The organism is Fuscovulum blasticum DSM 2131, assembly GCF_003034965.1.
Taxonomy (GTDB): domain Bacteria; phylum Pseudomonadota; class Alphaproteobacteria; order Rhodobacterales; family Rhodobacteraceae; genus Pseudogemmobacter; species Pseudogemmobacter blasticus.
This window is the reverse complement of sequence record NZ_PZKE01000012.1, coordinates 87,978-113,828: the sequence shown is the minus strand read 5'-3', so window position 1 is coordinate 113,828 and position 25,851 is coordinate 87,978. Positions and strand designations below refer to the sequence as shown.

General features: G+C 66.7%; 31 protein-coding genes. 12 read left to right on the top strand and 19 right to left on the bottom strand.

The features are described from left to right. A partial coding sequence (locus C5F44_RS13105) for a type I secretion system permease/ATPase (protein ID WP_478210334.1) occupies positions 1–778 on the bottom strand: 778 nt, incomplete at its 3' end. A 159-nt stretch (positions 779–937) separates the two neighbouring features. Here C5F44_RS13105 and C5F44_RS13100 point away from each other — a divergent pair. Both C5F44_RS13100 and C5F44_RS13095 read left to right on the top strand, forming a co-directional pair. Next, positions 938–1,702 (top strand): MlaA family lipoprotein, encoded by a 765-nt coding sequence (locus C5F44_RS13100; protein ID WP_107673984.1) that lies wholly within the window; start codon positions 938–940, stop codon positions 1,700–1,702. Further along, complete coding sequence (locus C5F44_RS13095) at positions 1,692–2,297, top strand: MlaC/ttg2D family ABC transporter substrate-binding protein (protein ID WP_107673983.1); 606 nt, start codon at positions 1,692–1,694, stop codon at positions 2,295–2,297. Before C5F44_RS13100 ends, C5F44_RS13095 begins: the two co-directional genes overlap by 11 nt. Before the next feature lie 69 nt (positions 2,298–2,366). On the opposite strand, the gene C5F44_RS13090 is transcribed toward C5F44_RS13095, so the two are convergent. Beyond that, a complete protein-coding gene (locus tag C5F44_RS13090) occupies positions 2,367–2,669 on the bottom strand; it encodes an SH3 domain-containing protein (protein WP_107673982.1) in 303 nt (100 codons plus the stop codon). Positions 2,670–2,749: 80 nt separating this feature from the next. Further along, positions 2,750–3,748, bottom strand: a complete 999-nt coding sequence (locus C5F44_RS13085; RefSeq protein ID WP_107673981.1) for a TraB/GumN family protein — start codon at positions 3,746–3,748, stop codon at positions 2,750–2,752. Positions 3,749–3,944: 196 nt separating this feature from the next. On the opposite strand from C5F44_RS13085, the gene groES reads away from it, so the two are divergent. Both groES and groL read left to right on the top strand, forming a co-directional pair. After that, a complete protein-coding gene (gene groES, locus C5F44_RS13080; protein ID WP_107673980.1) occupies positions 3,945–4,232 on the top strand; it encodes a co-chaperone GroES in 288 nt (95 codons plus the stop codon). A 43-nt stretch (positions 4,233–4,275) separates the two neighbouring features. Then, the gene (groL, locus tag C5F44_RS13075) at positions 4,276–5,913 is read left to right on the top strand and encodes a chaperonin GroEL (RefSeq protein ID WP_107673979.1); all 1,638 of its coding nucleotides are present in this window, start codon (positions 4,276–4,278) and stop codon (positions 5,911–5,913) included. 77 nt (positions 5,914–5,990) lie between these two features. Here the strand turns inward: groL and C5F44_RS13070 are convergent, their stop codons facing one another. Both C5F44_RS13070 and C5F44_RS13065 read right to left on the bottom strand, forming a co-directional pair. After that, a complete protein-coding gene (locus C5F44_RS13070) occupies positions 5,991–6,479 on the bottom strand; it encodes a GNAT family N-acetyltransferase (RefSeq protein ID WP_107673978.1) in 489 nt (162 codons plus the stop codon). Then, positions 6,457–6,966 carry a GreA/GreB family elongation factor gene (locus tag C5F44_RS13065; RefSeq protein WP_107673977.1) on the bottom strand — a complete coding sequence of 170 codons (510 nt, stop codon included), beginning with the start codon at positions 6,964–6,966 and terminating at the stop codon, positions 6,457–6,459. The genes C5F44_RS13070 and C5F44_RS13065 overlap by 23 nt, the downstream gene beginning before the upstream one ends. 123 nt (positions 6,967–7,089) lie before the next feature. Between C5F44_RS13065 and C5F44_RS13060 the strand changes: the two genes are divergently transcribed. Then, entirely contained in the window at positions 7,090–7,491 is a 402-nt protein-coding gene (locus tag C5F44_RS13060; RefSeq protein WP_107673995.1) for a low affinity iron permease family protein, read from the top strand. Positions 7,492–7,560: 69 nt separating this feature from the next. Beyond that, on the top strand, positions 7,561–8,262 hold the full coding sequence (locus C5F44_RS13055; protein ID WP_107673976.1) for an alpha/beta hydrolase: 702 nt from the start codon (positions 7,561–7,563) through the stop codon (positions 8,260–8,262). A 59-nt stretch (positions 8,263–8,321) separates the two neighbouring features. Here C5F44_RS13055 and C5F44_RS13050 read toward each other — a convergent pair whose 3' ends face one another. After that, positions 8,322–9,389, bottom strand: coding sequence for a 5-(carboxyamino)imidazole ribonucleotide synthase (locus tag C5F44_RS13050; RefSeq protein WP_107673975.1), 1,068 nt, complete (start codon positions 9,387–9,389; stop codon positions 8,322–8,324). Then, positions 9,382–9,867, bottom strand: a complete 486-nt coding sequence (gene purE / locus C5F44_RS13045) for a 5-(carboxyamino)imidazole ribonucleotide mutase (RefSeq protein ID WP_107673994.1) — start codon at positions 9,865–9,867, stop codon at positions 9,382–9,384. Before purE ends, C5F44_RS13050 begins: the two co-directional genes overlap by 8 nt. A 124-nt stretch (positions 9,868–9,991) precedes the next feature. Here purE and C5F44_RS13040 point away from each other — a divergent pair, with 124 nt between their 5' ends. Continuing rightward, positions 9,992–11,113, top strand: a complete 1,122-nt coding sequence (locus C5F44_RS13040; RefSeq protein WP_107673974.1) for a DMP19 family protein — start codon at positions 9,992–9,994, stop codon at positions 11,111–11,113. 73 nt (positions 11,114–11,186) lie between these two features. Here C5F44_RS13040 and C5F44_RS13035 read toward each other — a convergent pair whose 3' ends face one another. Both C5F44_RS13035 and C5F44_RS13030 read right to left on the bottom strand, forming a co-directional pair. Beyond that, positions 11,187–11,783, bottom strand: a complete 597-nt coding sequence (locus C5F44_RS13035) for an OmpW/AlkL family protein (protein WP_107673973.1) — start codon at positions 11,781–11,783, stop codon at positions 11,187–11,189. 213 nt (positions 11,784–11,996) lie between these two features. Next, positions 11,997–12,215 carry a YdcH family protein gene (locus C5F44_RS13030; protein WP_107673972.1) on the bottom strand — a complete coding sequence of 73 codons (219 nt, stop codon included), beginning with the start codon at positions 12,213–12,215 and terminating at the stop codon, positions 11,997–11,999. Positions 12,216–12,426: 211 nt separating this feature from the next. On the opposite strand from C5F44_RS13030, the gene C5F44_RS13025 reads away from it, so the two are divergent. The 3 genes from C5F44_RS13025 (at position 12,427) to C5F44_RS13015 (ending at position 13,647) form a co-directional block, all read left to right on the top strand. After that, entirely contained in the window at positions 12,427–12,855 is a 429-nt protein-coding gene (locus C5F44_RS13025; protein ID WP_107673971.1) for an Hsp20 family protein, read from the top strand. Beyond that, the gene (locus C5F44_RS13020) at positions 12,852–13,079 is read left to right on the top strand and encodes a DUF1150 family protein (protein ID WP_107673970.1); all 228 of its coding nucleotides are present in this window, start codon (positions 12,852–12,854) and stop codon (positions 13,077–13,079) included. Before C5F44_RS13025 ends, C5F44_RS13020 begins: the two co-directional genes overlap by 4 nt. A gap of 91 nt (positions 13,080–13,170) precedes the next feature. Continuing rightward, a complete protein-coding gene (locus tag C5F44_RS13015; RefSeq protein WP_107673969.1) occupies positions 13,171–13,647 on the top strand; it encodes a cytochrome b in 477 nt (158 codons plus the stop codon). A 70-nt stretch (positions 13,648–13,717) separates the two neighbouring features. Here C5F44_RS13015 and C5F44_RS13010 read toward each other — a convergent pair whose 3' ends face one another. The 3 genes from C5F44_RS13010 to trxB all read right to left on the bottom strand — a co-directional run bounded on the left by C5F44_RS13010 (position 13,718) and on the right by trxB (position 17,342). Then, positions 13,718–15,787 (bottom strand): bifunctional sulfate adenylyltransferase/adenylylsulfate kinase, encoded by a 2,070-nt coding sequence (locus C5F44_RS13010; protein ID WP_107673993.1) that lies wholly within the window; start codon positions 15,785–15,787, stop codon positions 13,718–13,720. A 137-nt stretch (positions 15,788–15,924) separates the two neighbouring features. Continuing rightward, positions 15,925–16,401: an RES family NAD+ phosphorylase gene (locus tag C5F44_RS13005; RefSeq protein ID WP_181318262.1), complete on the bottom strand. Its 477-nt coding sequence runs from the start codon at positions 16,399–16,401 to the stop codon at positions 15,925–15,927. Positions 16,402–16,403: 2 nt separating this feature from the next. Then, positions 16,404–17,342, bottom strand: coding sequence for a thioredoxin-disulfide reductase (gene trxB, locus C5F44_RS13000; protein ID WP_107673968.1), 939 nt, complete (start codon positions 17,340–17,342; stop codon positions 16,404–16,406). A 177-nt stretch (positions 17,343–17,519) separates the two neighbouring features. Between trxB and C5F44_RS12995 the strand changes: the two genes are divergently transcribed. Beyond that, positions 17,520–18,020 (top strand): Lrp/AsnC family transcriptional regulator, encoded by a 501-nt coding sequence (locus C5F44_RS12995; protein ID WP_107673967.1) that lies wholly within the window; start codon positions 17,520–17,522, stop codon positions 18,018–18,020. Here C5F44_RS12995 and pgeF read toward each other — a convergent pair. From pgeF to lgt, 3 genes are read right to left on the bottom strand one after another with little or no spacing between them, the layout of a single operon-like run. Continuing rightward, positions 18,017–18,775: a peptidoglycan editing factor PgeF gene (pgeF, locus tag C5F44_RS12990; protein WP_107673966.1), complete on the bottom strand. Its 759-nt coding sequence runs from the start codon at positions 18,773–18,775 to the stop codon at positions 18,017–18,019. The genes C5F44_RS12995 and pgeF overlap by 4 nt on opposite strands. Beyond that, on the bottom strand, positions 18,775–19,833 hold the full coding sequence (locus tag C5F44_RS12985) for a class I SAM-dependent methyltransferase (RefSeq protein ID WP_107673965.1): 1,059 nt from the start codon (positions 19,831–19,833) through the stop codon (positions 18,775–18,777). Before C5F44_RS12985 ends, pgeF begins: the two co-directional genes overlap by 1 nt. Beyond that, positions 19,830–20,696, bottom strand: a complete 867-nt coding sequence (gene lgt / locus C5F44_RS12980) for a prolipoprotein diacylglyceryl transferase (RefSeq protein WP_107673964.1) — start codon at positions 20,694–20,696, stop codon at positions 19,830–19,832. The genes C5F44_RS12985 and lgt overlap by 4 nt, the downstream gene beginning before the upstream one ends. Before the next feature lie 129 nt (positions 20,697–20,825). Here lgt and C5F44_RS12975 point away from each other — a divergent pair, with 129 nt between their 5' ends. Beyond that, the gene (locus tag C5F44_RS12975) at positions 20,826–21,089 is read left to right on the top strand and encodes an accessory factor UbiK family protein (protein WP_107673963.1); all 264 of its coding nucleotides are present in this window, start codon (positions 20,826–20,828) and stop codon (positions 21,087–21,089) included. Between the two features lie 104 nt (positions 21,090–21,193). On the opposite strand, the gene rodA is transcribed toward C5F44_RS12975, so the two are convergent. Genes rodA through mreC form a run of 4 tightly spaced genes read right to left on the bottom strand, consistent with a single transcriptional unit; the run spans position 21,194 to position 25,832 of the window. Next, positions 21,194–22,333 (bottom strand): rod shape-determining protein RodA, encoded by a 1,140-nt coding sequence (gene rodA / locus C5F44_RS12970; RefSeq protein ID WP_107673962.1) that lies wholly within the window; start codon positions 22,331–22,333, stop codon positions 21,194–21,196. 10 nt (positions 22,334–22,343) lie between these two features. Further along, a complete protein-coding gene (gene mrdA, locus C5F44_RS12965) occupies positions 22,344–24,290 on the bottom strand; it encodes a penicillin-binding protein 2 (RefSeq protein WP_107673961.1) in 1,947 nt (648 codons plus the stop codon). Then, positions 24,287–24,826: a rod shape-determining protein MreD gene (locus C5F44_RS12960; protein WP_107673960.1), complete on the bottom strand. Its 540-nt coding sequence runs from the start codon at positions 24,824–24,826 to the stop codon at positions 24,287–24,289. Before C5F44_RS12960 ends, mrdA begins: the two co-directional genes overlap by 4 nt. Beyond that, positions 24,819–25,832: a rod shape-determining protein MreC gene (gene mreC / locus C5F44_RS12955; protein WP_107673959.1), complete on the bottom strand. Its 1,014-nt coding sequence runs from the start codon at positions 25,830–25,832 to the stop codon at positions 24,819–24,821. Before mreC ends, C5F44_RS12960 begins: the two co-directional genes overlap by 8 nt. Positions 25,833–25,851: the final 19 nt, after the last annotated feature.

Below are 25,851 nucleotides of genomic sequence, written 5' to 3'. Positions count from 1 at the left end.
GGCTGTTGCGCAGCACAAGCCAGGCGCCAAGCCCCAGCATGGCCGATTGCAGCGCCAGCCGCACGGCGCGGCTGGCCGCCGCCCAGCCGCCGGCGGCATCGGCGGCGCGGGCGGCCTGTTCCAGCGCGGTCAGGCGCAAGGACCGCCAGCGGGCGGCGGGAGCGGGGCCGCCTGACCCTTCACGCAGCCGGGCGGCCAGCGTGGCGGCGGCCTGGGCGGCGGTTATGGCGCGCGCCTGCGCCGTGGCCGTGCTGTGCTGGCTGGCCAGGGCGCAGGCGGCCAGCGCTACGCCCCCGGCCAGCGCCAGCGCCCCCATCGCCGGGTGGAAGGCGAACAGGGCCAGCAGGAAGACAGGCGCCCATGGCAGATCGGCCAGGGCGGGGGCCAGCGGGGTGGCCCAGGGCCGGACATAGGCATCAAGATCGTCCTCGGTCGCGGCCGGCGCGCGCGGCGCAACGGCCCCCCGGCGCAGCGCGGCGGCGAACACGCGGTCCTGCAGGCCGACCTGCAGGCGGGTGCCGATCCGCGCCAGGATGCGGGCGCGGGCGTGGTCCAGCAGGCCAAGGGCGATGAAAAGGCAGGCGGCGATCAGCGACAGCGCCAGCAGCGTGGGCACCGAGCGCGACACCAGCACCCGGTCATAGACCTGAAGCATGTAGAGCGCGGGTGTCAGCATCAAAAGGTTGACCACGGCCGAAAACCCCAGCGCCGCAGCCAGGGCCGGGCGCAGCGGGCGGCGGGCGGCGGTCAGCGCGCAAACGGTGGGGTTTGTGGTCATCCGGTCACGCCCTTGCCCTGTCTGTGTCCTTGCCGCGCCAAATGCAGCCGGTGCGGGGCCGGTGCGCGCGAATCCCGTTGTCTTGCCCCGGCCCAAACCTTATGGCTGTCAGGTGGCCGCGGCCGGGGCTGGCGCGGCACCTTGCATGAAATTGGCGCGATGACTGTGAAGATTCCCTTGATCCGAGTGTTGCCGCTTGTGGTGGCCGGTGCGCTTTTGGCGGGCTGTGCCGCCGCGCCCGCCAGCCAGGGCGTGAATGACCCGCTGGAGCCGATGAACCGCGCGGTGCACGGGGTGAACAAGGGGCTGGATCGCGCCGTGGTGCGGCCCGCGTCCAAGGCCTATGCCGCCGTGGTGCCCGAACCGCTGCGGCAGGGCGTTTCGAACGTGGCCGATGTGCTGGAACTGCCGGGCGACATTGCCAACGGGCTGTTGCAGGGCCGGATCGACCGGGCGGCGACCAACACGCTGCGGCTGGCCGCCAACCTGACGCTGGGTCTGGGCGGGCTTCTGGATTTCGCCAGCGCCGCCGGGATGCCCGAATACAAGACCGATTTCGGCGAGACGCTGGCGGTCTGGGGCGTGGGCGAAGGGCCTTATGTGGAACTGCCGCTGGCCGGGCCGTCAACCGCACGCGATGCGGTGGGAACGGTGGTGGATCTGGCGATGAACCCGCTGAACGGCCTGTTCGAAGGCGATGACCGCACGGCGGCGATGGGCGTGGCGGTGCTGTCACGGCTAAATGATCGCGCCAGGTATTCCGGCACCATCGACTCGATCCTATATGAGAGCGCTGACAGCTATGTTCAGGCGCGGCTGCTGTACCTGCAGAACCGACGGTTTGCCCTTGGTGGGGGCGATGCAGCCGGGGATGAGGGCGGCGATGCGTTCATCGACCCTTACGAGGACTCCAATGGCCAGTAACACGTTTCTGTCCCGCCGTGCCTTTGTCGGCGCCGGCTTTGCCGCCGCCGCCGCCTTTGGCGCGCTGCCCGCCGCCGCGCTGAACGTTGATCAGGCGCGGGCGCTGATCGACAAGGTGGTGGCCGACATCAACGGCGTCATCGGCTCGGGTCAGTCCGAGGCGCAGATGCTGGGGTCGTTCGAAAAGCTGTTCGCGCGCTATGCCGACGTGCCGACGATTGCCCGTTCGGCGCTGGGCGCTGCGGCGCGGTCGGCGTCAAGCGCGCAGATGGCGGCCTTCACCAAGGCGTTCCAGCGTTATATCAGCCGCAAATACGGCCGCCGCTTCCGCGAGTTCATCGGGGGCCGGATCGAGGTGAACGACGCCAAGCCGCTGAAAAGCTATTACGAGGTGATCTCGACGGCCTACCTCAAGGGCGAAAGCCCGTTCGAGGTGCGCTGGCATGTCGGCGACAAGTCGGGGAAGAACCTGTTCTTCAACATCATCATCGAAGGCGTCAACATGCTGGCCAGCGAACGCGCCGAGATCGGCGCCATGCTGGACAAGCGCAAGGGCGACATTGATGCCCTGGTTGCGGACCTGAACGCCACCTGACGCCCGGCCCCGGGCACCGTCTTTCCGCAAAGGCCAGTCCGCATTCGCGCGGTCTGGCCTTTGTCTTCTTCACATCTTCCGCAGATAGGCGCTTGAGACATAGCCCTTGAGGCCGCGCGCCTGTTTCAGCGCGACCTTGCACCAGCTTGTGTTGCCCGACCGTTCACAGCCCTGCACCAGCAGAACGGTGCCATTCGGCAGGCCGACCACGATCTTGTAGCCGACGCCGGGGCCGACGCGCATTTTCAGCATGTCGTCGTCTTCGACGCCCACAACTTCGTAATAGCCGCGGGGTTCCGCCCTGGCGGGGGTGGCGGTCAGGGCCGCTTGCAGCGCAACCGCGGCCAAGAGGGTGGTAATGACTGTGCGCATGGATTTTCCAGCTTTGTTGTCTGCTCGGTCTGTTTGTAGCCGGGGGCGCGCTTGCCGCGCAACCGGACGGGGCGGGGCGATCAGGGGCCGGCCAGCGGGGTGATCGTCCAGCCGTCCTGCGCCAGCAGGTTCAGCACCCCCTCCGGCCCCGGCAGGTGCAGCGCACCGAAGGCCACCACCAGGGGGCCACCCTCGGCCGCCGCCGCGTCGATCACTGGAATCCAGGCGCGGTTGCGGCGGCTGACCAGCACCTCTTCCATCGCCTTCATCTCGGCATCCACCTGTTCGCGGGTATAGCCGGGCATGTTGTACGAGGTTTCGCGCATCAGTTCCCAGATCAACTGGCTTTTGCCGTCGTAGTAGGCATCGGCCAGCGTCACCGAGAAATCGGCGCTGACAGGTTCCAGCGCCAGCGACTGGTCGATCATCGCCACCTGGTCCTGCTGGGCGAAGGCATCGAAGATGGCAAAGACCGTGTCATAGGGTTCCAACGCCCGGATCGGCTTGCCCGCGGCGGTGGCGGCGTCGATCAGCAGCCCGTCCAGACCCTTGGGCTGGCTCAGGTCGGCCATGGCGCAGGGTGGCACCGACAGCAGGACGGTCACATACCAGGGCTGGAACTTGGCGGCCATGATGCCGGGAATCCCGCGGTCGGCCAGCGCCTGTTTCAGCCGCGCCCAGGTTTCGGGCGGCAGCATTTCCAGCAGCGACGGGCCTTCGGTGATCATCAGGACACCGGGATCGCTGGCCATGCGGTCCTTCAGCCGCTTTTCCTCTTCCGGGCCGCCTTCGACCAGCAGCATCCTGGCCGCAGCCAGCAGCGGCGTGATTCGCTGCATCACCGCGTCATGGCGCGGATCATCAAGGTGGTAGGTGCCGATGATGGTCAGGCTGGCCTTGCCCTTTGTGGCCGTCCAGAGATTGCCTTCGGAATAGGGCACGGCCGCGGCCGCCGCCTCGATCCGGGCGCGGTCTGCGGCGGGCATCAGATCCAGCAGGTTCAAGCCATAGCACGCGGTGGCCGCAGCGGGGGCCAGGTGCAGCAGGAGGCTTGCAAAAAGGGCAATCAGGAAACGCATCTGGCTCCGGTCCGGCAGGGGTCTGGGGCTGCATGGTGGCATCTGGGCGGGCGAAGGCCAAGCGAAAGCTGTGCGGCGAATTTGGTCCGGGCGGGTGTTGACAGGTGGCAGGGCAGCGCCTATCTCGGCCTCGTTAGCACTCGCCCGGCGTGAGTGCTGATCCTTTACAACCTGGAACCCAAGGGAGTGTTACCAGATGGCCTTCAAACCGCTGCATGACCGCGTGCTGGTCCGCCGCGTCCAGTCGGAAGAAAAGACCAAGGGTGGTCTGATCATCCCCGATACCGCCAAGGAAAAGCCCGCCGAAGGTGAAATCGTCGCCGTGGGCGAAGGCGCCCGCAAGGATTCGGGCGAGCTGATCGCCCCGTCGGTCAAGGCTGGCGACCGCATCCTGTTCGGCAAATGGTCGGGCACCGAAGTCACGCTGAATGGCGAAGAGCTTCTCATCATGAAGGAAAGCGACATCCTCGGCATCATTGCCTGAGGACGCTTTTCCCAACCGCAACCCATTCCAAGGAGCAACAGCAATGGCTGCCAAGGACGTGAAATTCACCGCCGATGCCCGCGATCGTCTGCTGCGTGGCGTCAACACCCTGGCCGACGCGGTCAAGGTGACCCTCGGCCCGAAGGGCCGCAATGTCGTGATCGACAAGTCGTTCGGTGCGCCCCGCATCACCAAGGACGGTGTGACCGTCGCGAAGGAAATCGAACTGGCCGACAAGTTCGAGAACATGGGCGCCCAGCTCGTCAAGGAAGTTGCCTCGCGCACCAATGACGAAGCCGGCGACGGCACCACCACCGCCACCGTTCTGGCGCAGGCCATCATCAAGGAAGGCCTGAAGTCGGTTGCCGCGGGCCTGAACCCGATGGACCTGAAGCGCGGCATCGACCTGGCCACCGCCAAGGTCGTCGAAGCGATCAAGGCTGCGTCGCGCCCCGTCAAGGACAGCGACGAAGTTGCCCAGGTCGGCACCATCTCGGCCAACGGTGAAGCCCAGATCGGCCGTTTCATCGCGGATGCGATGCAGAAGGTCGGCAACGAGGGTGTGATCACCGTCGAGGAAAACAAGGGCCTTGAGACCGAAGTCGAGGTCGTCGAAGGTATGCAGTTCGACCGCGGCTACCTGTCGCCCTACTTCGTCACCAACGCCGACAAGATGATTGCCGAGCTGGAAGACGCCTACATCCTGCTGCACGAGAAGAAGCTCTCGTCGCTGCAGCCGATGGTTCCGCTGCTGGAAGCCGTGATCCAGTCGCAGCGTCCGCTGATCATCGTGGCGGAAGACGTTGAAGGCGAGGCCCTGGCCACGCTGGTCGTCAACAAGCTGCGGGGCGGTCTGAAGATCGCCGCCGTCAAGGCTCCGGGCTTCGGCGACCGCCGCAAGGCCATGCTGCAGGACATCGCCATCCTGACCGGCGGTCAGGTCATCAGCGATGATCTGGGCATGAAGCTGGAAAATGTCGGCATCGACATGCTGGGCCGCGCCAAGAAGGTGCAGATCAACAAGGACAACACCACCATCGTTGATGGCGCCGGTGACAAGGCCGAGATCGAAGCCCGTGTTGCCCAGATCCGTGCGCAGATCGAGGAAACCACCTCGGACTACGACCGCGAGAAGCTGCAAGAGCGTGTGGCCAAGCTGGCCGGCGGCGTTGCCGTCATCCGCGTTGGCGGCATGACCGAAGTCGAAGTGAAAGAGCGCAAGGACCGTGTGGACGACGCGCTGAACGCGACCCGCGCTGCGGTGCAGGAAGGTGTCGTGGTCGGCGGCGGCGTGGCTCTGGTTCAGGCCACCAAGTCGCTGGAAGGCCTGAAGGGCGCCAACTCGGATCAGGACGTGGGCATCGCCATCGTCCGTCGCGCGCTGGAAGCCCCGCTGCGCCAGATCGCCGAAAACTCGGGCGTCGACGGCGCCGTTGTGGCCGGCAAGATCCGCGAATCGACCAGCCTCTCGTTCGGCTTCAACGCCCAGACCGAGGAATACGGCGACCTGTTCGCCTTCGGCGTGATCGACCCGGCCAAGGTGACCCGCACGGCGCTGGAAAACGCCGCTTCGGTGGCCTCGCTGCTGATCACCACCGAAGCCATGATCGCCGACAAGCCGGCTGACAAGGCTGCGGCTCCGGCGATGCCGGGCGGCGGCATGGGCGGCATGGACTTCTGATCCGGATCTTCGGAGAAGACAGGAAAGGGCGGCCTTCGGGCCGCCCTTTTGCTTTGGCCCCCTGTGCCGGAGGGTGGTCAGAGCGGCTTGACCAGCCGTTCGATCCATTGACCATCCGCTTCGTCGAAGCGGCGGATGCCGGTGGGGGCGAAGCCTTCGCGTTCCCAGAAGGCGCGGCCGCGGGGGTTGGCGTCCAGCACGCCAAGATAAAGCTGCGGCGCGCCCTTGGCGCGGGCCAGCGTTTCGGCACGGACCAGCAGGGCGCGGCCATGGCCCGATCCTTGCGCCCAGGGGCCAAGGACCATCAGCCCGATATAGGCGTCCTGCGGCTGGGGAAAGCCATAGGACAGCTCCAGCAGGCCCGAGAGGCGCCCGTTCAGGAACAGGCCCAGCCGGTTGCCGGTGGCTGGGTCAATGCCGGGCGGGCCGTCGGTGAAGAATTCGACGGCCTTGACCTGCGGATCGCAGGCGCCTTCGGCCAGCAGCCAGTAATCCGGCGCCGCGGTATAGAAGGCACGGACCAGATCGGTGTCGGTGGCGGCGTCAAGCGGTCGGATCGTCGGCATGGGCAATGCTCAGGATCTCCAGCGAAAGCGCGCCGGCGGGGCGGGGCCAGGTGACCTCATCCCCGACGCGGGCACCCATCAGGGCGCGGGCCAGGGGCGAATGGGGTGCGATGCGGCCGCGGGTGGCGTCGGATTCATCCTCGCCCACGATTTCATAGGTGGTCTCGCGACCGTCCTCATCGGCGACGGTGACGCGCAGGCCGAAGGCGACTTCGGTCAGGTCATGGCGGGCAGGATCGACCGGGATCGCGCTGGCGATGCGCGCCTCAAGCCAGCGGATGTCGCGCTCGGCCGCGGCTTCGGGCAGCTTGTCCAGCCGTTCGGCGCGGGCGCGGAGCGCCGCCAGTTCGCCCTGCCGCGCGGCCAGACGCGCGCGAAGATCGGCCAGACCGCGCGGCGTGACGAAGTTCGGATGCGCCGACAGCGGCAGGTCGGGCAGATCGGGGCGGTCTTTCCCGGCATCTTCGTTGACAAAGGCGCGGCTCATGCGACGGCACCGGCAATATGTGGGTTCTGGCTCATGCCACAGGCTTGCCGGGCAAGGCGGCCCTTGTCCAGTGCCGCGCATGGGCGCAGCATGGGCGCCCGGCACAGACAGAAGGAGCGTGCGATGGCGAGTTATGCGGCAATGGCGCGGCGGGTGGCGCGGTGGTGCGGGCGGCCAGTGACGGTGGCCATGGCGGTGGCCTTCGTTGTGGGCTGGACGGTCTCGGGGCCGATCTTCAACTATTCCGACAGTTGGCAACTGGTGGCGAATACGGTGACCAATGTGGTCACCTTTCTGATGGTGTTCCTGATCCAGTCCAGCCAGGACCATGACACGGCGGCGATCCAGTTGAAGCTGGACGAACTGATCCGCGCCACCAACGGGGCGCATAACGCGCTGCTGGATCTGGAAGAGCTTGACGAGAAGACGCTGGATTCGTTCCGGGCCCGCTATGAACAACTGGCCCGGCTGGCGCGGCAGGGACAGGTGGCCGGGCAGGCCGATACCGGATCGCCCGAGGCGTGACGTGGGGTCAGCCCCGGGGTCAGGCCGGACAGACCTTGCATCGCCGCCCCGGGCGGGGATGATCCTGCCATGATGCGCCCCACGCTTGATCTGCTGCGCGACCTGACCTCGGAAGAGGAAGGTGAGCCCCGCGCCCCGAAAGGCCGGGTGATCCTGGTGCATGGGCTGGCGCGGACGCAGCGGTCGCTGGCGGGGATGGGGCTGGCCTTGCAGGCGGCGGGCTATGACGTGGCAAGCGCCGCCTATCCGTCCACCAAGGCGGGGCCGGAAGAGCTGGTGAAAAGCGTGGCCGAGGCCTGGGCGGTGCCCTATCTGGGCGTCACGCATTTCGTGACCCATTCGATGGGCGGCATCCTGGTGCGCGACTGGCTGGCGCGCGGACGGCCGCAGGGGCTGGGCCGGGTGGTGATGCTGGCGCCGCCGAACCACGGGTCGGAACTGGTGGACACGTTCGGCGACTGGCGGGTGTTCAGGCTGTTCAACGGCCCGGCGGGGCTGGATCTGGGCACCGGGCCGGACAGTTGGCCGAACCGCCTGCCGCCGCCGGATTACCCGGTGGGAATCATCGCCGGGACCAAATCGGTCAGCCCGTGGTTTTCGCAGATCCTGCCGGGGCCGGATGACGGCAAGGTGACGGTCGCCAGCACCCGGCTTGACGGAATGGCCGACCATCTGGTGCTGGGCGTCAGCCACACCTGGATGATGGTGAACCCGGTGGTGATCCGCCAGACGGTACACTTCCTGCGCCACGGTCGGTTCGACCGGGGCTGAGGGGCGACCCTGGGCTGTCGGGGCGGCTGGCGCTGCGGTTAACCCGGCCCGCGCTTCTTTCAGCCCCGGGTGATGCGGTTGACGTGGCCCATCTTGCGGCCGGGGCGGGGGGCGCCCTTGCCATAAAGGTGGACCGCCGTGTCCCGTTCCTTCAGCAGCGCGGGCACGCGCAGCACGTCGTCGCCGATCAGGTTCTCCATCACCACATCGGCGTAGCGGTTGCCGTCGCCCAGAGGCAGGCCGGCGACGGCGCGGATGTGCTGTTCGAACTGGTCCACGCTGCAGCCTTGTTGCGTCCAGTGGCCAGAGTTGTGGACGCGGGGAGCGATCTCGTTCACCAGAAGCCCGGCGCGGGTGACGAACAGCTCAACCCCCATGACGCCGATGTAATCCAGCGCGTTCAGGATGCGGGCCGCCAGCAGCACGGCATCGCTGCGCTGGCCGGCGGTCAGCCGGGCGGGCACGGTGGTGGTGCGCAGGATGCCGTCGCGGTGGATGTTCTCGCCGGGGTCATAGGCGGCGACGCTGCCGTCGGGGCTGCGGGCGGCGATGACGGACACTTCGCGGTCAAAGGCGACGAAGCCTTCCAGCACGCAGGCGGCATTGTCCATGGCGGCCCAGGCGGCGGGAATGTCGGTCTCGGACTCAAGTTTGACCTGGCCCTTGCCGTCATAACCCAGCCGGGTGGTTTTCAGGATGGCGGGCAGGCCCAGCCGGGCCACGGCGGCGCGCAGGTCGGATTCCGAGTTCACGGCGGCCCAGGGGGCGGTTTGCAGGCCAAGATCGCCTAGAAAGGTTTTCTCGGAAATCCGGTCCTGGCTGACCGCCAGCGCCCGGCGGTTGGGGCGGATGGGGCGCAGGGATTCCAGCAGGTCCAGCGCCGAGGTGGGGACGTTCTCGAATTCGTAGGTGATGACATCCACGGTTTCGGCAAAGGCCCGCAGCGCGGCCGTGTCCGAATAGGGCGCGGTCGTCACGCGAAAGGCCACGTCGCCCGCCGGTGCGGCGCCCGGTTCGAAGATGTGGCAGCGATAGCCCAGGCGGCTGGCGGCGACCGAAAGCATCCGGCCCAACTGGCCGCCGCCGAGAATACCGATGGTGGCGCCTTGCGGCAGCGGTTCAGTCATCCTTCGGCTCCTCGGGGATGCTGGCCGAGAGGGCGGCGCGCCAGGCGTCCAGCCGTTCGGCAAGGGCCGGGTCCGAGATGGCCAGGATTCCGGCCGCCATCAGCCCGGCATTGGCCGCGCCGGCCGCCCCGATGGCCATGGTGGCCACCGGATAGCCCTTGGGCATCTGCACGATGGAATAAAGCGAATCGACGCCCGACAGCGCCTTGGTCTGCACCGGCACGCCGATCACCGGCACGCGGGTCTTGGAGGCCATCATGCCGGGTAGATGCGCCGCACCGCCCGCGCCCGCGATGATGACCTTCAGCCCGCGCGACACGGCGGTCTTGCCATAGTCCCAAAGCCGGTCTGGCGTGCGGTGGGCTGAAACGATCCGGGCTTCATAGGTGATGCCCAGCTCATCCAGGATCAGGGCGGCTTCCTTCATGGTGGCCCAATCGGATTGCGACCCCATGATGATGCCCACGGAAACGCTCATGCCCGGCCCCCTGATGCTGATGCGGCGCGCATATACGGAAGGGCCGCGCGGGGCAAGCCGGGAAGGGCCTTTCGCCTGCCGATCCATGCGTTAGGTTTGGCCGGTCGATGGGGGAAGTGGCGGTATGCGGGTCAAGGCGGCGGTTCTTGTGGTGATGTTTGCGGCGGCGGCGGCCGGCATGGCGCGGGCCGACCATCCGCTTTGCGCCCGGGGCGCGGTGGCCGGGCCGGTGCCGGTGGGCCACCTGCTGCAACAGGATGGCCAGGCCCTGCGGGTGGCCGCGTTCGAAAGCGTTGACTGGAAGGCGGTGTCCGAGGCGGAGGATCGGGTTCAGGTCGCCCCCGAGGCGCCGAAGCTGCGCGACCTTCTGGCCGAGAGATCGGCCGCCCTGCCGCCTGCGGCGCGCGATCTGCCCTATCTGGTGGTGCTGGCCGAGGTCGAGGCCAGCCCGGACGGCGCGATCTTCACCCTGACGCAAGGGGCCGAATCGCTGATTGCCGCGCGCCTGCTGGATGCGATGGACCGGGCCGGGCTGACGCAGGAAGCCGCCCTTCTGCGCGAGGCGGTGGGGCTGTTCCCCGACTGGGGCGACACGCCGGAAGACCGGGCCGAGCAGGTTTATGACCGCGACAGCTATGCGCCGATCGAACCGCTTTCCAGCCGGCTGGCCGAGATCGACGCGCGTTGGCCTGCCGCCGGGGGCCGCGCGCTGGCCGCCGCCGAGGCGCTGGTGGCGGCGGACCCGGCGCTGTCGAAAGCCTATGCCGACCGGCTGAACGGGCTGACCGAGGACGAGCGGTTCGGCTGGCTGCAGGCGCAACTCTGGGCGCAATGCACCACGCCGTCGTGGTGGACGGTCGAAGAGGCCGATGCCGCCTTCCTGTCCGGCGGCACGGTGCAGGGGGCGCTGCTGATGCTGGACCTGTTCGCCGGCACGATGGAGGAAGGCGGCGGTCTGGCCGATTTCTTCTACAATTCTCCGGGCACCTTTGCGCCGCGACTGGCGACGATTCTCGACCTGCGGAACCAGACGGCGGCGGCCAAGGCGCTGCGCGACGGCATGGCGCTGTTCGGCGGCAGCTATCCGCGCGATTATGAGCAGCGCATGATGGCGATGGATGCCTTTACCGAAGCCCAGTTCGCGCAACTGGATGACCTGAGCCTGGCGATTGATGCCGCCGGAATCCGCCGCGACATGCAGGGTCTGGCGCGCGAGGCCGGATTGATGCCGCCCCGGGGCAACTGACGGCGGCAATCTGCACAATGAAAAAGGGGCGGGTGGGCCCGCCCCAGCTCAGCTTGCATCCCGTGAGCGGGGATCAGAACTTCATCACATAGGCCACGTTGGCAACGATCGGGTCGATGTTGACCTTGCCGATGTTAGTGCCGTTCAGCGTCACGTCGCTGTCGATGTCGATGTAGCGGACTTCCATCCGCAGGGCGGCCTTCTCGTTCAGGGCGAAATCCATGCCCAGCGTGGCGGCCAGACCCCAGCTATCGTCGATCTTCAGATCGCCCAGCGGTGATTCTTCCGAGAAGAAGGTGGTGTAGTTGATGCCGACGCCGACGAAGGGCGTGACGCTGCCGCCGGTCGGGATGTGCCAGTTGATCGACACGGTGGGCGGCAGGTGCTTGGTGGTGCCGGCAAAGGTGCTGCCACCAAGATAGATGTCGTGCTTGAAGGGCAGGGCGCCCAGCACTTCCACGCCGATGTTGTCCTTGAAGAAGTATTCGAAGGCGATGGTCGGGCGGGCATTGTTGCCAACGGTGGCCGGCAGAGAGGCGAGCGTGCCGTTGTTGTCCTTGGGGGCGACATAACCGATGCCGAAGCTGAGGGTCATGTCGCCCGCGGATTGTGCGAAGGCTGGCACGGCGAGGGTAGTGCTGGCGAGCAGGGCGAGTACGAGGGTCTTCATTTCACTTGTCCCAAGTTTTTTTGTTTTCCACGCCCCGAGAATTGCGCGCGGCCGGATGCGACACGTTGACCTGAATCAATTGTAGACCATCGTATACCGCGACAGGACGCCGCACCCAAGCCGCGGAAAAGCAAGGATAAATTATATGTTATAGATGTATGTTATGGGCCTGCCGCTTTGCAGGCGGCCCCGCCCCGGCGGCAGCGGCGCGGGTCAGGCGATGATGTCGGGGATCAACTGGTCTTCGATCCGGGTGATCGCATCCTTCAGCGCCAGCTTCTGCTTTTTCAGCCGGCGCAGCGTCAACTGATCAGGGCGACCGTTGGTTTCCAGTGCGTGGACGGCCTCGTCCAGATCTCGGTGCTCACGGCGAAGCACTTCCAGCTTCACGCGCAGCATCTCATCGAAGCTCATCTCGGAGGGGGCGTTCATGGCAGCCTTGGCTTGCTTCTATTCATTATGCCCGACGATACAGCGAAACCTCTGATTCGCAGCAGATTTCGACAGGATTATTCTCGGCCCCCCTGTGCGTCGCCGGTCTTGCGAGGGCGGCACTTGCGCCCCATATTTCCCACAGGGGACGGGATGCCCGCGTGTGGGGTCCGGTCCTGCCGACGTCGCTTTCGTGAAGGACTGTCCTGCAATGACGAAACTTGGTCTGGGAACGCATCCCTTCCTTCTGGGCTTCGAACAGCTTGAACGGCTGGTCGAACGCACCGCCAAATCGGGGGGCGAAGGCTACCCGCCCTATAACATCGAAGCCACCGCCGAGAACGCCTATCGCATCACGCTGGCCGTTGCCGGGTTCCGCGAGGAAGACCTGTCGATCACGGTCGAGGATCGGCAACTGGTGGTTCGGGGCCGTCAGGCCGAGGATGCGCAGGATCGCGTCTTCCTGCACCGTGGCATCGCCGCCCGCGCCTTCCAGCGCAGTTTCGTGCTGGCCGACGGGGTTGAGGTCGCCGGGGCCGCGCTGGAACACGGTCTGCTGCATGTCGATCTGCGGCGGCAGGTGCCGGAAACCGTGGTGCAGACCATTCGGATCGGTCGCAAGGACGGAGGAGCCGCATGAATACGCCATTTCCGGGGTTTCCCGCCGATAACGGCCGCATCGCCTATGTCCGGCCCATTCTGGTGGCCGACCTGCCCGAAGATCTGCAGGCGCAGGCGGACGGGGCCGAGGTGATCTATGCGGTTCACAGTTCCGACGGCAAGCGGCTGGCGCTGGTGGCCGACCGCACGCTGGCCTTTCATCTGGCCCGCGCGCATGATTTTGCCCCGGTCAGCGTGCACTGAGCCCCGTTTCACACCTTGCCGTCACGCCGCATTGCCTGCCGTGCGGGCGCGTGTCTAGACTGCGCGCGTAGCCATACCGGATGAGGGCAAGATGACGGTTCGCAAGGGATACAACGGCGCGCAGATCGCGCTGCACTGGCTGGTCGCGCTGGGTGTGGTGTTCAACTATGTCGTCAGTGAGGGCATGGGCGACGCCCTTGACCAGAAGCTGGAAGGACACGAGATCACCGTCGGCATCGCACCGCTGCATGTCTGGGTCGGGGTGACCGTGCTGGTGCTGGCGGCGCTGCGCATCGTGCTGCGGCTGACCCGCGGTGGCCCGCCGGCCGAACCGGGGCCGCGCGGCAAGGCCGCTTCGGCGCTGCACGGTATTCTCTATCTGCTGATGGTCGCGGTGCCGATCGGTGGCGGTCTTGCCTGGTTTGGCGGGATCGAGGCTGTGGGCGATGGCCACGCGCTGTTCGCCAATGTGCTGATCATTCTGGCGGGCGCGCATGCGTTGATCGGGCTGGCGCACCACTATCTGCTGAAGGATGACATCCTGCGCCGGATGATGCGGCCGGAATAACCGGACCAAACCCGGGCAAAAGAATACGGGCGCCCTGCAGGGCGCCCGTTTGTCTTTGTGCGGGGCCGGATCAGGCGCGGATCAGACCCATGGATTCCAGCTTGAGAATCACCTGATGGGCGCAGTGGTCCACGTCCACATCCTGCGTATCGACCACCAGTTCGGCGGCGGTGGGCGCTTCATACGGGTCGGAGATGCCGGTGAATTCCTTGATCTTGCCTTCGCGGGCCAGCTTGTAGAGACCCTTGCGGTCGCGGCGTTCGCATTCCTCGATGCTGGTCGCGACATGCACTTCGACGAAGGCGCCGTAGGCTTCGATCATCTCGCGCACGGCGCGGCGCGTGGCCGTGTAGGGCGCGATCGGGGCGCAGATCGCGATGCCGCCGTTCTTGGTGATCTCGGACGCGACATAGCCGATGCGCTTGATGTTGATGTCGCGGTGTTCCTTGCTGAACCCCAGTTCCGACGACAGATGCTTGCGCACCACGTCACCGTCCAGCAGCGTGACCGGGCGGCCGCCCATTTCCATCAGCTTGACCATCAGCGCGTTGGCGATGGTGGACTTGCCCGAACCCGACAGGCCGGTGAAGAACACGGTAAAGCCCTGCTTGCTGCGCGGCGGGCTGGTGCGGCGCAGTTCGGTCACCACTTCGGGGAAGCTGAACCATTCGGGAATGTCCAGGCCTTCACGCAGGCGACGGCGCAGTTCGGTGCCGGAAATGTCCAGCACGGTATCGCCTTCCGGCACTTCGTTCGCGGGGAAGTACTGCGCCTTTTCCTGCACATAGACCATGTGCTTGAAGTCGACCATCTCGATGCCGATTTCCTCGGCGTGCTTGGCGAACAGTTCCTGCGCGGCGTAGGGATCATAGAAATCCTGCCCGGCCGAGTTCTTGCCCGGACCGGCGTGGTCGCGGCCCACGATCATGTGGCTGCAGCCGTGGTTCTTGCGGATGATGCCGTGCCAGACCGCCTCGCGCGGGCCGGCCATGCGCATGGCCAGATTCAGCAGCGAAAGCTGGGTGGTCTGCGCCGGATACTTGTCCAGCACCGCCTCGTAGCAGCGGACGCGGGTGAAGTGGTCCACGTCGCCCGGCTTGGTCATGCCGACGACCGGGTGGATCAGCAGGTTCGCCTGCGCTTCCTTGGCGGCGCGGAAGGTCAGTTCCTGGTGGGCGCGGTGCAGCGGGTTGCGGGTCTGGAACGCCACGACCTTGCGCCAGCCCATCTTGCGGAAGAAGGCGCGCAGCTCGTTCGGGGTGTCGCGGCGGCCCTTGAAATCATAATGCACGGGCTGCTGGATGCCGGTGACCGGGCCGCCCAGATAGACGCCGCCCGCGGTGTTGTGCAGGTAGTTCACCGCCGGATGCGCCAGATCGTCGGCACCAAACACCTTGGCGGCTTCGTTCGACTTGTTCGGAACCCATTTGTCGGTGACCGACAGGATGGCAAGGATCACGCCTTCGGCGTCGCGCAGCGCAATGTCCTGACCCGGCTCGATGCCTTCGGCGAATTTCTCGTTCACGTCCAGCGTGACCGGAATCGGGAACAGCGTGCCATCGGCGGTGCGCATGTTTTCGACGACACCGTCGTAATCCGCCTCGGTCATGAAGCCCTTGAGCGGGTAGAAGCCGCCGTTCATCAGGAGTTCAAGATCGCAGACCTGACGCGCGGTCAGATCCCAGGACGGCAGGTTTCCGGCCTCTACCTTCAGTTTCTGGGCCGATTCGTATGAGACATAAAGCTCGGGGATCGGGGCAAGGTTGTTCTGCATGACATCGGTCCTGTGTTTTGTGGGGATGAGGCTTGCGTCCTCACCCGTGAGTTCGGCGTGAAGGGCGTGATATTCGGCAAGTTTCCCTGCCAGAAAACGGTCAACCAGCCGGGCCTTCATGGCGCCACCCTTCGGGGTCAGCGCATAGGCAAAGCGTTGGCGGCGGTCGGTGGCGGTGTCGCGGTCGGTGACATGGATCAGCCCGGCTTCGGTCGCGGCGCGAAGCTGGGCGTTCAGGCTGCCAAGGCTGACGCCAAGCGCCTGCGCGGTTGCCCGCTGCGACGCCTCTGGCGCGCGGTCAAGCTGGCGCAGCAGGCGGAAGAGCTGGTCTTCCTCGGGCAGGGTGTGGCGGGCTGTGGATGACATCAAGACGCAACTATGTTCAACGATGAACATATCTCACATCCTGAGGAAAAGGGAAAGGGGCCGCTGCGGCGGGAGGGGGCAGGGGAAGATTATTGCCGCCCCGCCGCGGCAGAAACGCCACATCCGCCGGGGGCGGGTCAGCGCAGGGGGAAGGGGAGGGCCGCGCCTGCCGGGGCCAGAAGACCCGCATCGAACAGCGCAAGATGCGTCAGCGCCGGGGCCGAACGCGAGGAATAAAGCAATCCGGCGGCCCCTGCCGCCCGGGCCTGATCAGACCAGACCCATGTGGGGGCCGCCGCCCCGCCTGCGCGAATGTCCTGCCAGACGGCCGAGACCGCTGCCCGCCCGCGCAGGTCAGCCACAAGGCAGGGCGCAAGCTGCAACGGCACAATCTCGCGTGGAGGGTCGTCGGGGCTCAGGTATCGCTGAATGGCAACGATGCAGCCCTCGGGCGTGCAGGAAGTGTAAAGCGCGGTCTGGCCCGAATGGTGGAACCGCCCTTCGGGCGAGGTGACCGGCAGCAGCGGGTTGGCACCGCGAAACACCGCACGCCAGACCGTGCCCTGCCAGGGCAGAAGCGGCGGCCCCGCATCGGGTGCGGGGGCGCCGGGCATTGTCAGTGGCCCGCCAGAAACTTCTCGGCGTCCAGCGCGGCCATGCAGCCCATGCCGGCGCTGGTGACGGCCTGGCGGTAGACATGGTCGGTCAGGTCGCCCGCCGCGAACACGCCGGGAATCGAGGTGCGGGTGGTGCCGGGTTCCACCTTCACATAGCCGCCGTTGTGCAGTTCCAACTGGTCCTTGACCAGTTCGCTGGCCGGGGCGTGGCCGATGGCGACGAAGAACCCGTCGCAGGGAATATCCTGCGTGGCGCCGGTCTTCACGTTGCGGACGGTGACGGCGGTCACGCCCAACGGTGCCTCGGTGCCCTTCACCTCGGTCACTTCGCTGTCCCAGACCACGGCGATCTTGGGGTTCTTGAACAGCCGTTCCTGCATGATCTTTTCCGCGCGGAAGCTGTCGCGACGGTGCACGATGGTAACTTTCGACGCGAAGTTGGTCAGGAACAGCGCCTCTTCCACGGCGGTATTGCCGCCCCCGATCACCACCACCTCGCGGCCGCGATAGAAGAACCCGTCACAGGTGGCGCAGGCCGAAACGCCGAAGCCCTTGAACTTTTCCTCGCTTGGCAGGCCCAGCCAGCGCGCCTGCGCGCCGGTGGCCAGGATCACGGCATCGGCGGTCCAGCGGGTGCCGCTGTCGGTTTCCGCCACGAAGGGCCGCTGTGACAGGTCAAGCCGGGTCACCAGGTCGGTGATGATCTCGGCACCCATCTCGCGGGCGTGGTCTTCCATGCGGACCATCAGGTCCGGTCCCTGCACCGTCTTGTCGCCGGGCCAGTTCTCGACCTCGGTGGTGATGGTCAACTGCCCGCCGGGCTGCATACCCTGAATCAGCACCGGCTTCAGCATGGCGCGGCTGGCATAGACCGCCGCGGTATAGCCCGCCGGGCCGGAACCGATGATCAGAACCTTGGTGTGACGTGTCTCGCCCATGGAATGCCCCCGTGTGTCAGGGCCGATATATTCAACCCGCCCGCCCGCCGAAAGCCCCGGCGTGTTGCGTTTGCGGGTCGCGCCCCGAAACGGCACCGTCTTTTTCTTGCGCGACCTTGAAACAATGTTGCGCGCCTGCCGGCAAGCGCCTAGACAGACGCCAGAAAGGGGAACGGCATGGCAGGCCACAAGCTGGACGAGATCGACCGCAAGATTCTTGCGGAACTGCAGGTCGACGGTCGGATGACGAATGTGGAACTGGCAAGCCGGGTGGGCATCTCGGCCCCGCCCTGTCTGCGCCGTGTGCGCACGCTGGAGGAGCAGGGCTATATCCGCGGCTATCATGCCGACATCGACCCCCGCGAACTGGGGTTCGAGGTTTCGGTTTTCGCCTCGGTCCGGCTGAACAGCCAGGCCGAAGCCGATCTGTCCGCCTTCGAGGCGCGCTGCCGCGCCTGGCCGCTGGTTCGCGAATGTCACATGCTGAACGGCGAGATCGACTTCATCCTGAAATGCGTCTCGCCCGACCTGTCCACCTTCCAGAGCTTCCTGACCGGAGAGCTGCTCAAGGCCGACAATGTGGCCAATGTGAAGACCAGCCTTGTCATCCGCTGCGCCAAGGATGAACCCGGCGTTCCCTTCGACGTGCTGGAAGCGCGGCTGGCGAAGAACGCCTAAAGCCGTATGGCCGAGATAAGGCGCCCATAATCGGCCTCGGCCGCATGGGTGGTGCGGCGATAGCTGTAGAACCGATCCGGGTCGCGATAGGTGCAATGCCGCGTCCATTCGGCATGGCCCACCCCGGCCGAACGCAGCCGGTGCAGCCCGTAGGACGGCAGGTCGAACAGATAGCGCCCGCCTTCGCCATTGGCGAAGAAGCGGGCGTTTTCGGGATCGTCGCTCAGGAAGTTTTCCAGAAACTCGGTCCCCACCTCATAGGCGGCCTGGCTGATGGTGGGGCCGATCACCGCGGCAATGTCGGCCCGCCGCGCGCCCAGCGATTCCATCGCGGCAACGGTCGCCTCAAGCACGCCGTCGCGCGCCCCGCGCCAGCCGGCATGGGCGGCACCGATCACGCCGGATTTCGCGTCGGCGAACAGCACCGGCTGGCAATCGGCGGTTAGCACCGCCAGCGCCAGCCCCGGTGTTGCCGTCACCAGCGCATCCGCCTCGGGGCGCAGCGCCAGCGGGCCGGTCACGGTGACGACATCGGCCGAGTGGATCTGATGCACGGTCGCCAGCGCCGACAGGGGCACCCCCATCGCCTCGGCCACGCGGGCGCGGTTGATCGCCACGATCTCGGCCTGATCGCCCGATCCGGTGCCACAGTTCAGCCCGGCATAGACGCCGGAGGATGCGCCGCCCTTGCGGGTAAAGAAGCCGTGCCGGAAGGGCAGGGCGTCAGAGGTGATGAGTTCCAGAGTGGCAGGCATCAGGCAGCGTCAAATCCCGGTGGCGGTGGCGAACCGGCGCGGCAGAGTGCCAGCACCTTGAACAACGAACCCATTTCCTGCGGGTGGGTCAAGCGTCGAAGCGCGGCAAGGTGGGTTTCCCGCGCAGGCCCGGCCAGCCCCTGCGCCAGCCGGTCCGCTCGCGCGGCGATGCCCAGCCGGGCCAGCACGGCCCCCTGCGTGTCATAGGCACAGGCCCCGGCCCCCTGGGCCAGCGCCTCGAAATCGACATGGGCGGTCAGGTCGGCCTCGCCCGGATGGGCCAGCGGGTCGTCAAAGGCATGGGCGCGCAGGGCTTGCAGCGTGTCGCCGCGCGACCGCCAGTCGCCATAGTCGATGATATAGGCCAGCCCGCCGAACCGGGCGATCCGCGCCCGCACCGGGGCCAGCGCGAAGGTTGCCGCCGGGCAGACCTCGACCAGCGCGCCGGCGGGGGCATCGCGGAAGGCGGGGCTGTCGGGCACCTGCGGCAGCGGGGCCGACAGGCCGAAGGCCAGATGCCCCTTGTCCAACCCCACCAGCCGTTCGCGCCAGACCACGCCGTCACGCAGGAACTGGCGGATCGGCAGCGCATCGAAGAATTCGTTGGCGATCAGGAACAGCGGCTGGTCGGGCAGGCTGTCGGTGCTGTCGGCCCAGGTCACCGGATGCGGGGCCAGCCGGTCGCGCTGGCGGGCGCGCAGCACGGGCGAGGCTTCGACCAGCACCACCCGGGCCGCCGCATGGAACCCCGGCACGCCCCTGGTGGCGCGCAGCACATCGGCCATCAGCGTGCCGCGTCCGGGCCCCAGCTCGGCCAGCGTGAAGGGGGACGGCGCGCCCTGATCCAGCCAGGCTTGCGCCAGGGCCAGACCGAACAGCTCACCGAACATCTGGCTGATTTCCGGCGCGGTGGTGAAGTCGCCGCCGGCGCCGAACGGATCGCGGGTGGTGTAATAGCCATGCGCGGGGTGCAGTAGACAGTCGGCCATATAGTCGGCCACGCTGATCGGCCCGCTTTCGCGGATGCGTTCGATCAGCAGGGCGGCAAGCGGCGTCATCGCCGGGCGCGGATCAGGAACCACAGGCCAACGGCGATCATCGGCAGGCTCAGCATCTGGCCCATGGTCAGCCCCCAGCCGCCGACATGCCAGGCAAGGCCCAGCGGATTGCCGGGCGAGACGAATTGCGCATCCGGCTGGCGGACGAATTCGACCAGAAAGCGCGCGATGCCATAACCGGCCAGGAAGGTGCCCATCACCAGCCCCGGCCAGCGGAACGCGCCGCGCCGCCAGGCCAGCCACAGCACCAGCGCGCCCAGGATCAGCCCTTCCAGCGCTGCCTCATACAACTGGCTGGGATGGCGGGCGCAGGCTACCGTCGTCGTGGCGCAGGCCTGCGCCGCCGCGCCGGGAAACATCACGCCCCAGGGCAGGTCGGTCGGCCGTCCCCACAGCTCGGCGTTGACGAAATTCGCCAGCCGCCCCAGGAACAGGCCGATGGGCGCGACCATGGCCATCAGGTCGCCGGTCGGCAGCAGCGGAATCTTTTCGCGCCGGCAGAACCACAACCCGGCCACCACCACCCCCAGGAACCCGCCGTGGAAGGACATGCCGCCTTCCCAGATGCGCAGCGCGGCTAGCGGATCGGCCAGATAGTCGCCGGGCTGGTAGAACAGCACATAGCCCAGCCGCCCGCCCAGGATCACCCCGAAGATCACCCAGGTCAGCAGGCGTTCCACCTGCTCCGCGCTCATCGGGGCCTCGCCCGGCCACAGCCGTGGCGTGCGGACCGCGCGGGTGACCAGCCACCAGCCCAGCAGCAGTCCGAAGATATAGGCCAGCGCATACCAGCGCAGGGCAAAGGTCATGCCGCCCAGCGGGATTTCGAACACATTGGGCGAGATGTCGGGAAAGGGGATCATCGCGGCACTCCTTCGCGCCCGCTTGTCGGGGTGGGGCGGGCCGATGTCAACCGGCGGCGGATCGCCGCCTTGTGAACACCCGATCAAGCGCGCATATAAGGCCAAACGCGCCAACCGGAGCCTGAAGCCATGCAAAGCCGCAACAAGTTTCTTGATGACATGAGCCAGTTGATGACCAACGCCATGGGCGTGGCCCAAGGCGCCAAGACCGAGGCCGAAACGGCGATGAAGGGCTTTGTCGACCGCTGGATGGCCGACCGCGATTTCGTCACCCGCGAGGAATTCGATGCCGTCCGCGCCATGGCGCAGAAGGCGCGCGAGGAAAACACCGCGCTGGCCGCCCGGATTGCCGCGCTGGAAGAAGCGGCGGAAGGCAAGAAGAAGAAGGCCTGACCGCCGCAGGCGGGGGCGCAGGCGCGGGCAGGGCGCCCGCCTGCCTTTTCATCTGTCCTTAAACATCCCGGGGGTGCGGGGGCGGCGCCCCCGCCGCGCCACGCTTAACGCGGGCGATGGACATGGGCGCTTTGCACCAGCCCGAAGCCGACCAGGATCACCAGCATCGCCGACCCGCCATAGCTGAGCAGCGGCAGCGGCACGCCCACCACCGGGGCCATGCCCATCACCATCGACAGGTTCACCGCGATATAGAAGAAGAAGTTGGCCGCCACGCCGATGATCAGCAGCGACGAGAAGCGGTCACGGTTCTGCAGCGCCGAGACCAGGCAGAAGCCGATGATCAGCGCATACAGCACCAGCAGCGAGAAGGCGCCCACGAAGCCGAATTCCTCGGCCAGCGTGGTGAAGATGAAGTCGGTGTGCTTTTCGGGCAGGAAGTTCAGCCGCGACTGGGTGCCCTGCATGAACCCCTTGCCGGACCAGCCGCCCGATCCCAGCGCGATCTTGGCCTGAATGATGTTGTAGCCCGCGCCCAGCGGATCGGCGGTCGGGTCAAGGAAGGTGTCGATCCGGCGATACTGGTAATCGTGCAAGAACTGCCAGGGCGTGCCGCGGGTCAGGAACACCCCGGCAATCGCGCCCCCCGCCAGCGAGGCCACCGCCACGAAATACCACAGCGACACGCCGGCCGCGAACATCACCGTCGCCCCGCCCAGCAGCAGCATGAGCGACGTGCCAAGGTTCGGCTGCATCAGCACCAGAATGGTTGGCAGCACGGTCAGCAACACCGGCATCAGCACCCAGAGCGGCCGCGACACCCGCTTGTTGTCAAGCCAGTCGTAATAGGCCGCCAGCACCATCACCAGGGTGAACTTCATCATCTCGGACGGCTGGAACTGGATCACGCCGAAGTCGATCCAGCGCTGCGCGCCCATGCCGATCTTGCCCTTGAATTCGACAAAGATCAGCAGCGCGAAGGCCAGCAGATAGGCCGCTACAGCCATGCTGCGCCAGAACCAGATCGGCACGAAGGCCACGGCGAACATCAGCACCAGACCGGCTGCGAAAACCTGCGCCTGACGCCGTGCCCAGATGTCGAAATCGCCCCCGGCGATCGAGTAGAGCATCAGGATGCCGACCGAGGCCACCGCCACGATCAGCACCACAAGCTGCCAGTTGAGGTAAAGCACCTTCCGCAGCCCGGTCGGAACCTGTTTCAGCCGGTTGTCGTAAAAGGTCATGGCCGCCCCTTCATGCCTTTTCGGCCTTGGGTGCGGCGCCGGTGGTGGGGTCGCGCAACGACAGGTCTTTCAACATGCTTTCGATGCGGCCGCGCTGGCTGGCGGGATAGGCGTCCAGCGGCGGGATGCCGCCGGACAGTGCGTAAAGAATCACGTCGCGCCCGATGGGGGCCGCCGCCGCCGATCCGCCGCCGCCGTGTTCCACCACGACCGAGACCGCATAGCGCGGCGCCGCGGCCGGGGCAAAGCCCACGAACAGCGCATGGTCGCGCCGGTTCCAGGGCAACTGGTCGTTCGACACCACGCCGCGGGCCCGTTCCGCCGCGGTGATGTTGCGCACCTGGCTGGTGCCGGTCTTGCCGGCCAGCGCCATCGACACATCCACGATGCGCGACGATTTCGCGGTGCCGCGTTCGCCGTTCACCACCTCGTCCATGCCCCTGCGGATTGCGGCCAGCGTCGATTCCGCGATGCCCAGCGACGGGGCTTCGGGCACGGGGATCTCTTGCCCGTCGATCATCCGCACCAGCCGTGGCGCCACGGCGCGACCGCTGGCGATGCGGGCGGTCATCACCGCCAGTTGCAGCGGCGAGGCCAGCACATAACCTTGCCCGATCGAGGCATTGATGGTGTCGCCGATCCGCCATTCGGCCTTGTGGCGCTGCTGCTTCCAGGCCTTGTCGGGCATGTTGCCTTCGGTGATCGCGCTCATCGGCATGTCATGGCGGACGCCCAGACCCAGCCGGCGGCCCATTTCGGCGATCTTGTCGATGCCCACCTTCTGCGCGATGTCGTAATAGTAAACGTCGCAGCTTTCCGCGAAGGACCGTGTCAGCGACACCGTGCCATGTCCGCCCCTGCTCCAGCAGTGGAAGCGGCGGCCGCCGAACTCCAGATAGCCCGGGCAGCGCACGCGATAGTTCTCGTCAATCACCCCGGCCTCAAGCGCGGCCAGCGCGGTGACCATCTTGAAGGTCGATCCCGGCGGATAGGCGCCCGAGACGGTCTTGTTCGCCAGCGGCCGGTGGTCGTTTTCCATCAGCGCCTGATAATCGACATGGCTGATGCCGCGGACAAACAGGTTCGGGTCGAACGATGGCGACGAGACGCAGGCCACCACATCGCCATTCTGCACATCCATCACCACCACGGCGGCGCTTTCGATGCCCAGCCGGGCCTGGGTAAAGTTCTGCAGGTCGGCGTCGATGGTCAGGCGGATGTCGGCGCCCGGGTCGCCTTCATTGCGCTCAAGCTCGCGCATCACGCGGCCAACGGCGTTGACCTCGATCTTCTTGGTGCCGGCGGTGCCGCGCAGCGTGTCATCCATCCAGCGTTCCACGCCGATCTTGCCGATCTGGAACTTGGGCAGCCGCAACACCGGATCGGGATCTTCGCGTTCGGCCAGATCCCGTTCGGACACCGGCCCGACATAGCCCACCACATGGGCGAAATCCACGTCGCGAGGGTAAAAGCGCGACTGGCCCACCTCGGGCAGAACGCCGGGCAAGGCGGGGGCATTGACCGCGATCTTGGAAAAATCGTCCCAGCTCAGCCGGTCGCGCACGATTACGGGCACATAGGCGGAATGGCGAACGACATCGTTCACCGTTTCTTCCAGCTCTTCCGGCGTCATGGGAATGATGCCGGCCAGCCGCCGCATCACCAGTTCCACATCGCCCGCCTGTTCGCGGGTGATCACCACGCGGTAATTCTGTTCGTTGCCGGCGATGATCTTGCCGTTCCGGTCCTGGATCAGGCCGCGGGTCGGCGGGATCAGGCGGATGCTGATGCGGTTCTCTTCGGCCAGCAGGCGGAATTCGTCAGCCTGATCGACCTGAAGATAGCGCATCCGCACGCCAAGCGCCGCCACCATGGCCGTCATCGCGCCGCCCAGCATCAGCGTGCGCCGGGTCAGGCTGCGGGCGATGTCTTCCTTGTCCTTGGGCGTGCGTCTCACAGCCGCCTCCCGTAATCGTCGATTTCGCCGGTGGCGGGCTTGCGCAGATCGAAGCTGAGCCGCGACAGCCCGACGACCAGCGGATAGGCCAGGATCGACCACAGGATCTGCACCAGCGCATGGCCAAAGGGCGGTTGCGGCAGGAAAGACGCGGCAAAGGCAAAGCGATAGGCCAGCAGCATTGCCAGCATCAGCCCGGCCGCCAGCAACCATTCCACCACAAAGCTCAGCTCGCGCGTCAGCGCATTGCGCGAGCGGAGGAATTCCGTCGCCAGCACCATCAGCGCCGTCCACAGCCCCGGCGGGCGCATCAGGATCAGGTCTTCGGCCAGGGTGACGGCCACGATCATGCCCAGCGGCAGGTAATCCGGCCGGCGCATGACCCAGGCGAAGGTCAGGCACAGCATGAGGTCGGGCCCGGGCAAGGCGCCGGCGGTATTGCCCAGCGGCAAGAGCCGGATGAACAGCAACAGCAGCGCCAGCGCCAGAAACAGCGCCCGATAGCCCCAGGGATCTGCCCGCAGAAGCCTATCCATTGGTTGCCGCTCCGGCCGGGGCGGCGGCATCGCCGCCTTCGGCATCGCCCGATCCGCCGGCATCCACATCGGCGCCGCTGCCAGCAGCGGGCGGGGCGGCGGCAGCCCCTTCGGCATCCACCTCGGGCAGGGGCGAAGACGGCAGCAGGGGCGGCGCCACCAGCCCGCCGGCATCGGTGATCGGTTCCAGATCGTGGCTGCGCAGCACGCGCAGAAATTCCAGCCGCTGATAATCGGCGGCCAGCGAAACCCGCAGCCGCCGGTCGGTGCCCAGCACCACCTGCCCCACCAGAAGCCCGGCCGGGAACATGCCGCCATCGCCCGAAGTTACCACCCGGTCACCCGGTCGCACCTCATCGGCCTTTTCGATGAATTCCAGCGGGGGCAGCGGGCCGTTGTCACCCGACAACAGCGCCTTCTGCCCCGAGGGCTGGATCGTGACCGGAATCCTGCTGTTGGTATCCGTCACCAGAATTACCCGCGCCGTGCGTGCGCCCACGCCCGAAATGCGGCCCACCAGACCGATGCCGTCCATACAGGCCCAGCCGTCGCGGATGCCGTCGCGAGCGCCCACGTTCAGCAGCACCGATTGCCGGAACGGGCTGCCGCTGTCGGCCAGCACCTGCCCGGTGACATGGGTCAGCTTCGGGTCAAGCCGCACCTGATTCAGGTCCAGAAGGCGGGCGTTCTGCTGTTCCAGTTGCAGCGCGGCCTCTTTCCAGGCCTTCATCTGCTGCAATTCGCGCTTCAGTTCCTGATTCTGCTCATAGATCCGGGTGTAGGATTCGAAATCCTCGATCATGCCGGTGGCCTTGGTCACCGGCAGCAGCGCCCATTCCAGATTGGGAACCACCGCATCGACCAGCGCCGTGCGGAACCGTTCCACCCGCGGGCTGTCGATCCGCCACAGCAGGAACAGGCCCAGCAGCACAACGACCAGGCCGCCCACCAGCAGACGGCGCAGCGGTCGATAATATTCTTCCGGTGATGTCCGGGTTCTGGCCACACGCGCCTCGCCTTGCTGA